The organism is Streptomyces sp. NPDC006510, assembly GCF_040611955.1.
Classification (GTDB): Bacteria; Actinomycetota; Actinomycetes; order Streptomycetales; family Streptomycetaceae; genus Streptomyces.
The window spans coordinates 1-9,181 of record NZ_JBEXPH010000267.1; the positions used below are offsets into that span (position 1 = coordinate 1).

Here is a 9,181-nt window from a genome sequence, read left to right on the forward strand (position 1 = left end):
CAGTACGGCAATGGCGGTCGACCAGACCACATGGGCCCGCCCCGCACCCCCCTCCCCCCGGCGGTAGGCTGACGTCGCCCGATCCGTAGCCCGAAGGGACACCCCATGCCGCTCGAAGCCGGACTCCTGGAGATCCTCGCCTGCCCGGCCTGCCACTCCCCGCTCGACGACCGGTCGGCAGCCGACAGCCCCGAACTGGTCTGCACCGGCAAGGACTGCGCCCTGGCCTACCCGGTACGGGACGGCATCCCCGTCCTCCTCGTCGACGAGGCCCGCCGCCCCGCGTAACGGCGCCAGGGCCCCCGAGGGCGCCCACCGCCCGTACCCCGCACGGTGATCAGCACGTGATCGGAGGACCGTCCCCATGCTCGACGAGTCGCTGCTCGACGCCCCGGAAGCCCTGGCCCGAGCCGACCGCCGCGACCTGCTCCGCGGCGCCGCCGAGGCCGGGGCCCGGGTCCGTACCGCCGCCCGGCATGCCGCCGAGGCGGGGATCGCCGAACTGAACCCGGAGGGCCGCCCCCGCGCCGTACTCGTCGCGGGCTCCGGCACCGCCGCGACCGGCGTCGCCGACCTGATCACCGCCCTGGCAGGCGCCTCCGCGCCCGTCACCCGCATCCACCCCACCGGGGTCGCCCCTGCCGCAGGCGCGATGCGCTGGACGCTGCCCGGCTGGGCCGGCTCCGTGGACCTGCTGCTGATCGTCACGGCCGACGGCTCCGAACCGGGCCTCGCCCTCCTCGCCGAACAGGCGCACCGCCGAGGCTGCTCCGTCGTCGCCGTCACCCCCCGCCAGTCACCGCTGCGCGAGGCGATCGACGGGGCGCACGGACTCGTCGTACCGATGGCCTCCGCCCCGCACGGCGAGTACGACGCCGAGACATCGGCCGCAGGCCCCGGCACGCTCTGGGCCCTGTTCACCCCGCTGCTCGCGCTGCTGGACCGGGTCGGCCTGGTCACCGCGCCCGCCGAGGCACTGCAGAGCGTCGCCGACCGTCTGGACCGCACCGCGGAACGCTGCGGTCCGGCCATCGCCACGTACAGCAACCCGGCCAAGACCCTCGCGGCCGAACTCGCCGACAGCCTGCCCCTCATCTGGACGGAGGGCGCCGCCGCCGCCCCGGTCGGCCGCAGATTCGCCGCCGTCCTGGCCGAGCTGTCCGGCCGCCCGGCCCTCGCCGCCGAGCTGCCCGAGGCGCTGCCCGCCCACGGGGCGATGCTGGCGGGGACTTTCGCCGCGGGGGCCGACCCCGACGACTTCTTCCGCGACCGGGTCGACGAGCCCGAACCGCTGCACGCCCGCGTCGTACTGCTCCGCGACCGTCCGGCCGGCGGCCTGAGCGCGGCCCCCGCCGCCCGCGAACTGGCCCTCGGCCACGACACGGCGATCAGCGAGCTCGAACCGGACGAGGGCACCGAGCTGGAAGCCCTCGCCGAACTGCTCGCGGTCACCGACTTCGCCGCCGTCTACTTGGCACTCGCCTCGGCAGCCGGCGCCTGACCCCGACGAGCCACCCGACCAAGAGCCCCCTCACCACAGAACCGCACTCCGGCGCACCCTCACCACAGAACCGCACTCCGGCGCACCCTCACCAAACCAGAGCCCCAAACCAGAACACAGCATCAGAGGCACTGCACCAGAACACACCACCAGAGCACAGCGCAGCACCCCCAGATCCACGCATCTCACAAGGACGAACACCATGGACCGGCTCTCCAACACCGTGCGCCCTTACGCCTGGGGCTCCACCACCGCCATCCCCGAACTGCTCGGTATCGCCCCCACCGGCGAACCCCAGGCCGAGATGTGGATGGGTGCCCACCCCGGCGCCCCCTCGCTCCTCACCCGCATGACCGGCACCGGAGAGGCCGGCTCCGTACAGGCCCTCACCGATGTCATCGCCGCCGACCCCGAGCGCGAACTGGGCCGGGCCACCGTCGAGAAGTTCGGCCCCCGCCTCCCCTTCCTCCTCAAACTGCTCGCCGCCGGCGCCCCGCTCTCCCTCCAGGTCCACCCCGACCTCGCGCAGGCCAAGCAGGGTTACGAGGACGAGGAACGCCGCTCCGTCCCGATAGACGCGCCCCACCGCACGTACAAGGACGCCAACCACAAGCCCGAGCTGATCTGCGCGCTCACCCCCTTCGCAGGCCTGTGCGGTTTCCGCCGGCCCACCGAGGCGGCCGAGGTGATCGCGGCACTCGGCGTCGACTCCCTCAAGCCGTACGTCGACCTGCTCGGCGCCCACCCGGAAGAGGCCGCCCTGCGTGAGGTCCTCACCGCGATCCTCGGCGCCGATCCCGCGGAAATGGCCGAAACGGTGAACCTGGCCGCAGCCGCCGCCGAACGCCTCGGCGGCGCCCACGCCCCGTACGCCCGGATCGCCCATCACTTCCCAGGCGACCCCGGTGTCATCGCGGCGATGCTGCTGAACTACGTGGAACTCCAGCCCGGCGAAGCCCTGTTCCTCGGCGCGGGTGTCCCGCACGCCTACCTCGACGGCCTCGGCGTCGAGATCATGGCCAACTCGGACAACGTGCTGCGCTGCGGACTCACGCCCAAGCACATCGACGTACCCGAACTGCTGCGCATCGTCCGCTTCGAGGCGACCGAGCCCGGCATTCTGCGCCCCGAGGCCTCGCTGTCCGGCGAGGAACTGTACGAGACGCCCGTGGACGAATTCCGGCTCTCGCGCTTCGACCTCTCGCCCGGCGCCGCCCCCGTCGACCTGACCAGGGACACCCCGCAGATCCTGCTCTGCACCGGGGGAGCCCCGAAGGCGGGCGAGCTCGGTCTCGCACCCGGCGCCTCCGTGTTCGTACCCTCCGGCGAAAAGGTCGAAGTGTCCGGTACGGGAACTCTGTTCCGCGCCACAGTGGTGGCCTGACGTACCGTCCGCATCAGCGACTGCAACAATGTCCGGCCGTACCGCGGCGCCAGGGCCGCAGCACCGAAGAAGGGACACCAGGCACCCATGAGTGCGTCAGGCGGAACCAAGGCGATCGTGGCGGCACTCGGCGCCAACCTCGCGATCGCAGTGGCCAAATTCGTGGCGTTCCTGTTCAGTGGCTCGTCGTCGATGCTCGCGGAGAGCGTCCACTCGGTCGCCGACTCGGGCAACCAGGGGCTGCTGCTGCTCGGCGGCAAGAAGGCCCAGCGCGAGGCCACCCCCCAGCACCCCTTCGGCTACGGCCGCGAGCGCTACATCTACGCATTCCTCGTCTCCATCGTGCTCTTCTCGGTCGGTGGCATGTTCGCGGTGTACGAGGGCTACGAGAAGATCAAGCATCCGCACGAGATCGAGGCCTGGTACTGGCCGGTCGGTGTGCTCGTCTTCGCGATCATCGCCGAGAGCTTCTCCTTCCGTACGGCCATCAAGGAGTCCAACCAGACCCGCGGATCGCTCTCCTGGAAGGAGTTCGTCCGCCGGGCGAAGGCGCCTGAACTCCCCGTGGTCCTGCTGGAGGACCTCGGCGCGCTGGTCGGTCTGGTGCTCGCCCTCGCGGGTGTCGGCCTGGCCCTCGCGACCGGCAACGGCGTCTGGGACGGCATCGGAACCCTCTGCATCGGCATGCTGCTGATCATCATCGCGATCGTGCTGGCCGCTGAGACGAAGTCCCTCCTGCTCGGCGAGGCCGCCGGCGCCGACCAGGTCGAGAAGATCAAGGCCGCGGTCGTCGACGGCGACACGGTCACCAAGGTCATTCACATGCGTACGCTCCACCTCGGCCCGGAGGAACTGCTCGTCGCCGCCAAGATCGCGGTGCAGCACGACAACACGGCCACCGAGGTCGCCAACGCCATCAATGCCGCCGAGAGCCGGATCCGCGCGGCGGTTCCGATCGCCCGGGTCATCTATCTGGAACCGGACATCTACAGCGAGGCCGCCGCCGCAGCCGGCACCAACCCCGGCAAGGCCCCGGGCGGAGCCCCCGGCAGCACCCCCGAGGGTCTCGGAAACGGCACCCCGGACACTCCGACGGAATCCGGCCACTGACCACCCCCACCGCACCACCCTCCATCCCACCTGCCCATACGCCTTACCGCCCCCTCCCGCCCCCTCTTGATAGGCCCTTCCGGCTCCCTTCCGATTCCTCTCGATCGACCCTCCCGTCCACTCCCGGTACGCACTCCCGGCCGCTTCCCGGCCCGGGGCGGACTGGGAGCGACTGGGCCGATCGGTGTAGATTCGACGGCAGTGTCAGACGTCGCTGCTGATGGCGGTCGATCGGTCCGTATGCGCGGACCGGCCGAGGGAGAGAGGGCCTCCGACGGACTGCGCTGCGAGCGCCCGGGCATTCGTGTGCCCGCCGCCGCAGAGCCATCCGTGCCCCACCTCGACCCCATTACGAGGAGCAGCCCGTTATGACGACGGTCGCCAATCGCCAGGACTTCAAGGTCGCCGACCTCTCCCTCGCGGCGTTCGGTCGCAAGGAGATCACCCTCGCCGAGCACGAGATGCCCGGCCTGATGTCGATCCGCAAGGAGTACGCCGCAGCGCAGCCGCTGGCCGGCGCCCGTATCACCGGTTCGCTGCACATGACCGTGCAGACGGCCGTGCTGATCGAGACCCTGGTCGCCCTCGGCGCCGAGGTCCGCTGGGCCTCCTGCAACATCTTCTCCACCCAGGACCACGCCGCCGCGGCCATCGCCGTCGGCCCGAACGGCACCCCGGAAGCCCCGGCGGGCGTCCCGGTCTTCGCCTGGAAGGGCGAGACGCTGGAGGAGTACTGGTGGTGCACGGAGCAGGCCCTGACCTGGCCGAACACCCCCACCGGCGGCCCGAACATGATCCTCGACGACGGTGGTGACGCCACCCTCCTCGTCCACAAGGGCGTCGAGTTCGAGAAGGCCGGCGCCGCCCCGGACCCGTCGACCGCGGACAGCGAGGAGTACGGCCACATCCTCACCCTGCTGAACCGCACCCTCGGCGAGTCCCCGCAGAAGTGGACCCAGCTGGCGTCCGAGATCCGCGGTGTCACCGAAGAGACCACGACCGGTGTGCACCGGTTGTACGAGATGCACCGCGATGGCACCCTTCTCTTCCCGGCGATCAACGTCAACGACGCCGTCACCAAGTCCAAGTTCGACAACAAGTACGGCTGCCGTCACTCGTTGATCGACGGCATCAACCGCGCCACGGACGTGCTGATCGGTGGCAAGACCGCCGTCGTCTGCGGCTACGGCGACGTGGGCAAGGGTTGCGCGGAGTCCCTGCGCGGCCAGGGCGCCCGGGTGATCGTCACGGAGATCGACCCGATCTGCGCCCTGCAGGCGGCGATGGACGGCTACCAGGTCGCCACCCTCGACGACGTCGTCGGCCAGGCCGACATCTTCGTCACCACGACGGGCAACAAGGACATCATCATGGCCGCCGACATGGCCAAGATGAAGCACCAGGCCATCGTCGGGAACATCGGCCACTTCGACAACGAGATCGACATGGCCGGCCTGGCGCAGATCGACGGCATCGTCAAGGACGAGGTCAAGCCGCAGGTCCACACCTGGACGTTCCCCGACGGCAAGGTCCTCATCGTGCTGTCCGAGGGCCGCCTGCTGAACCTGGGCAACGCCACCGGCCACCCCTCGTTCGTCATGTCCAACTCGTTCGCGGACCAGACCCTGGCCCAGATCGAGCTGTTCACCAAGCCCGAGGAGTACCCGACCGATGTCTACGTGCTGCCCAAGCACCTGGACGAGAAGGTCGCCCGCCTTCACCTCGACGCGCTCGGCGTGAAGCTCACGACGCTCCGCCCCGAGCAGGCCGCGTACATCGGTGTCGAGGTCGACGGCCCGTACAAGCCCGACCACTACCGCTACTGATCCCGCCCGTCAGCGACCGCGCACGTCACCACCGGTCAGTGACGACCGGCCTCTGACAGACGGAACAGCTTCAGCAGCCAGCTACGAGTGCAGGCCCCCGCACCCCCGTGTCGGGGGCCTGCCCCGTACCGTGCCCGCTCAGCCCGAGGAACCCCGAAGGACCCCATGCCCCGCGGCCGATATTCGCTCCACGATCTTCACGATCACACCCCCCTCGGCGAAGAACACTTCCAATGCGCCCCCGGCCCCTCCGGCTGGCGCTACGTTTCCCGGACCACCGCCCCTTCCGGCGACCACCTCGGCTCCGTCGACCTCACCCTCGACGAACTCGGCCGACCCATCCGCCTCGAACTCCATGCCGCGAGCTGGCAGGTCCGCGGCGCCGCCCTCGAAGGCGTCACCTGGGTCCGTACCGATCCGACCGGCACTCATGCCACCGAAGGCAATGTCCGCGCCCACGCCTTCACCGGCACATCCCCCGCATTCCTCATCGCGACCGCACGACTGCTGCGCCTCACCCCCGATTCCCCCGCGACCCGCGTCCGCCTGGTCGCCTTCACGGACCCGGTCCTCGCCCCCCGCACTGTCGACCAGTCCTGGGCCCTGGTGAACAGTGAAGCGCACGCCACTGACAACGGCCCCCTGACCGTGGACGAATACCAGGTCAGCGCACTGGACACCGGCGAGCAGCACACCGTCCACATCGCCGGCGACGTGGTCCTCTCGGCCCCGGGCATCGAGCTCGAAGACCTGGAGTCCCCGCCCTCGCCGTTCTAGGCGGGCGGCGCGAACCCCGTGGCCGCGGGCGGCACCCGACCGTCCTCCACCCCCGCGGGCGGCGCGGGCGCACCCGCCCCGGCAATCCCCGCGGAAGGCACGGCCCCGGCCGGCGCCCAACCGCCGGCCTCACCTGCCGGAGCCCCACTCACCGGAGCCTCACCCACGGCAGCCCCACTCACCGACCGGCCCGCCTGCCCCTCGGACCCACCGCGCGCGGCCCCGTCCTGAGCGGAGACGAACACCCGCCGGGCATCCCGCGCCTGCCGCTCGTTCACCACCGCCGCCAGATACGCCCCGGCCGGCACACCCTCCGGCAGCGGGACTCCGGTCCGCTCCGCCAACTCCCCGGCCAGCCGCTCCGCCATCGACCAGCCCACCTGCGCGTCGAGCTGGTGCATACGGGTCAGGTACTGCCGTACGGCCAGCCACAGCGAGTCCGGCACCGCCGACAGGTCCAGCCCCGCGAACCGCCCGACCAACCACGGCGGCGGAGGCGGCACGGCAGCAGCCCGTCCCGCCGGCACCCGCTCGCGTACGACGAGCGTCCCCGCGAACACATCCCCGAGGCGCCGCCCCCGCGCCGACACCAGCGAGGCGATACACGCGACGACCCCGAACGTCATCAGAATCTCGACGACCCCCATGGCCCCCCGCACCAGCGCATGTCGAAACCGGATCGGCCCCCCGTCGTCCCGGACCACCCGCAGCCCGCACGCCAGCTTCCCCAGCGAACGCCCGTGGCTGAGCGTCTCCACCGCGATCGGCCCGCCCACCAGCACCAGCAGGAAGGCCGCCACGGATACCGCCGCGAGCGCCGCTTCATCCAGCGCAGCCGTCGCGAAGGCCAGCCCGATCGACACCAGGACGAACGCCGCACCCACCACGGCAAGATCGATGGCCAGCGCCAGTGCCCGACTCGGCAGTTTCGCCGGCCGCAGCGCCAGCACAACCGCGTCCCCGGTCACGAATTCACTCATCGCCGCCCCATCCTTCGCCGATCATCCCTGCCCCTCGGGACCTCAGTCTGCCAAGCTGACCCGCAGCGCGCCGCCGTAGTACGAACCCGTACGCACCCATGCCTGGAGCAGCAGCCGATCATGGATCTCGATGTCTTCGTGACCGCCCACCGCACAGAGTGGGACCGCCTGGACCATCTCCTGCACCGCGGACGCCGGCTCACCGGCGCGGAAGCCGACGAACTCGTCGAGCTCTACCAGCGCACGGCCACCCATCTCTCGCTCCTCCAGTCCAGCACCCCGGACCCGATGCTCACGGCGCGCCTCACCCAGCTCGTGGCCCGCGCCCGAGCCACGGTCACCGGCACCCGCCGAGCCTCCTGGCGCGACGCCACACGCTTTCTCACCGCCGGCTTCCCCGCCGCTGTCTACCGGTCCAGGCACTGGTGGATACCCACCGCGGTTCTCTCCACCTTGCTCGCGGCAGTCATCGGTTGGTGGATCGGTACGCATCCGGAAGTCCAGTCGGCCATCGCGGCTCCGGACGACCTCCGCCGCCTGACCAGCCCGGGCGGGGAGTACGAGACCTATTACTCCAGCCACCCGGCCGCCTCGTTCGCCGCCCAGGTCTGGACGAACAATGCCCAGGCCGCAGCCATGTGCCTGGTGCTGGGAGCATTCCTCTGCATCCCGGTGATCTGGATCCTGTTCGTCAACGTGCTCAACCTCGCGGTCGGCATCGGCCTGATGTCCTCAGCGGGCCGGCTCGACACCTTCCTGGGTCTGATCCTCCCGCACGGCCTGCTCGAACTCACCGCCGTCTTCGTCGCCGCGGGTACGGGTCTGCGCCTCGGCTGGACGGTCATCGACCCGGGCCCGCAGAGCCGGCGCTCGGCCCTCGCCCAGCAGGGCCGGGCCGCGCTTGGCATGGCCATCGGCCTCGCGCTGGTCCTGTTCGTCTCCGGCGTCATCGAAGGCTTCGTCACCCCTTCCGGCCTTCCGACCTGGGGGCGCATCACCATCGGCATCACGGCCGAGCTGGCCTTCCTCGCCTACGTCTACATCCTGGGCGGCCGAGCAGCGCGAGCAGGGGACGGCGGCGACGTCGACGCCGCGGAACGCAGCGCCGAGCTCCCGGTAGCCGCCTGATGTGCGCACGACCCCGCTGACCTGCTAGTCTCCTCCTCGCCCCAAAGGCCCTTGACATGGCCGACGTGGGGAGGTAGATTTTACGGGTTGCCTCGGACTGGACAGGTCCGGGCCCAACGGCTAGTCTCTACTTCGCTCTCACCGGAAATGGAATTTCCGCAGAGCCATCGATTCCCTTACTTCGAATCACGAAGCCGATTTTTCGGCCGAATGTTTCTGGTAAAGTCGAATCAGCCGAAAGGCAAAGACCACTCCAACGGTCACCGGAATTCAAATTCGAACCGGAAACGGAACGAAAAAGAGTCTGGTAAGGTTGGAACCGCTGGAAAGGGAAACGCGAAAGCGAAGAACTGGAAGGCGGTGCAGGACCCGCTTCGACAGGGAAATCGGACACGAAAGAGTCTGATAGAGTCGGAAACGCAAGACCGAAGGGAAAAGCCCGGAGGAAAGCCCGAGAGGGTGAGTACAAAGGAAG

General features: G+C 70.1%; 8 protein-coding genes. 7 read left to right on the top strand and 1 reads right to left on the bottom strand.

Annotated elements, in window-relative coordinates; translation table 11 throughout:
* The first annotated feature begins 105 nt into the window (after window positions 1–105).
* The 6 genes from ABZY11_RS40140 to ABZY11_RS40165 all read left to right on the top strand — a co-directional run bounded on the left by ABZY11_RS40140 (window position 106) and on the right by ABZY11_RS40165 (window position 6,598).
* Window positions 106–288 carry a Trm112 family protein gene (locus tag ABZY11_RS40140; protein WP_356483899.1) on the top strand — a complete coding sequence of 61 codons (183 nt, stop codon included), beginning with the start codon at window positions 106–108 and terminating at the stop codon, window positions 286–288.
* Window positions 289–364: 76 nt separating this feature from the next.
* Complete coding sequence (locus tag ABZY11_RS40145) at window positions 365–1,501, top strand: SIS domain-containing protein (RefSeq protein WP_356483900.1); 1,137 nt, start codon at window positions 365–367, stop codon at window positions 1,499–1,501.
* Between the two features lie 202 nt (window positions 1,502–1,703).
* The gene (gene manA, locus ABZY11_RS40150) at window positions 1,704–2,885 is read left to right on the top strand and encodes a mannose-6-phosphate isomerase, class I (protein ID WP_356483901.1); all 1,182 of its coding nucleotides are present in this window, start codon (window positions 1,704–1,706) and stop codon (window positions 2,883–2,885) included.
* Between the two features lie 87 nt (window positions 2,886–2,972).
* Window positions 2,973–3,995: a cation diffusion facilitator family transporter gene (locus tag ABZY11_RS40155; RefSeq protein WP_356483902.1), complete on the top strand. Its 1,023-nt coding sequence runs from the start codon at window positions 2,973–2,975 to the stop codon at window positions 3,993–3,995.
* Between the two features lie 368 nt (window positions 3,996–4,363).
* Window positions 4,364–5,821: an adenosylhomocysteinase gene (ahcY, locus tag ABZY11_RS40160; RefSeq protein ID WP_356483903.1), complete on the top strand. Its 1,458-nt coding sequence runs from the start codon at window positions 4,364–4,366 to the stop codon at window positions 5,819–5,821.
* A 165-nt stretch (window positions 5,822–5,986) separates the two neighbouring features.
* On the top strand, window positions 5,987–6,598 hold the full coding sequence (locus ABZY11_RS40165) for a hypothetical protein (RefSeq protein WP_356483904.1): 612 nt from the start codon (window positions 5,987–5,989) through the stop codon (window positions 6,596–6,598).
* Here ABZY11_RS40165 and ABZY11_RS40170 read toward each other — a convergent pair.
* Window positions 6,595–7,578 carry an RDD family protein gene (locus tag ABZY11_RS40170; RefSeq protein ID WP_356483905.1) on the bottom strand — a complete coding sequence of 328 codons (984 nt, stop codon included), beginning with the start codon at window positions 7,576–7,578 and terminating at the stop codon, window positions 6,595–6,597. The two genes, ABZY11_RS40165 and ABZY11_RS40170, sit on opposite strands and share 4 nt — an antisense overlap.
* Before the next feature lie 120 nt (window positions 7,579–7,698).
* On the opposite strand from ABZY11_RS40170, the gene ABZY11_RS40175 reads away from it, so the two are divergent.
* Window positions 7,699–8,706: a stage II sporulation protein M gene (locus tag ABZY11_RS40175; RefSeq protein ID WP_356483906.1), complete on the top strand. Its 1,008-nt coding sequence runs from the start codon at window positions 7,699–7,701 to the stop codon at window positions 8,704–8,706.
* Window positions 8,707–9,181 lie beyond the last annotated feature (475 nt).

Bases quoted from the DNA above. Each gene is read 5' to 3' on its own strand.
- ABZY11_RS40140 (WP_356483899.1), top strand. From the start codon at position 106: ATGCCGCTCGAAGCCGGACTCCTGGAGATCCTCGCCTGCCCGGCCTGC.
- ABZY11_RS40145 (WP_356483900.1), top strand. From the start codon at position 365: ATGCTCGACGAGTCGCTGCTCGACGCCCCGGAAGCCCTGGCCCGAGCC.
- manA (WP_356483901.1), top strand. From the start codon at position 1,704: ATGGACCGGCTCTCCAACACCGTGCGCCCTTACGCCTGGGGCTCCACC.
- ABZY11_RS40155 (WP_356483902.1), top strand. From the start codon at position 2,973: ATGAGTGCGTCAGGCGGAACCAAGGCGATCGTGGCGGCACTCGGCGCC.
- ahcY (WP_356483903.1), top strand. From the start codon at position 4,364: ATGACGACGGTCGCCAATCGCCAGGACTTCAAGGTCGCCGACCTCTCC.
- ABZY11_RS40165 (WP_356483904.1), top strand. From the start codon at position 5,987: ATGCCCCGCGGCCGATATTCGCTCCACGATCTTCACGATCACACCCCC.
- ABZY11_RS40170 (WP_356483905.1), bottom strand. From the start codon at position 7,578: ATGAGTGAATTCGTGACCGGGGACGCGGTTGTGCTGGCGCTGCGGCCG.
- ABZY11_RS40175 (WP_356483906.1), top strand. From the start codon at position 7,699: ATGGATCTCGATGTCTTCGTGACCGCCCACCGCACAGAGTGGGACCGC.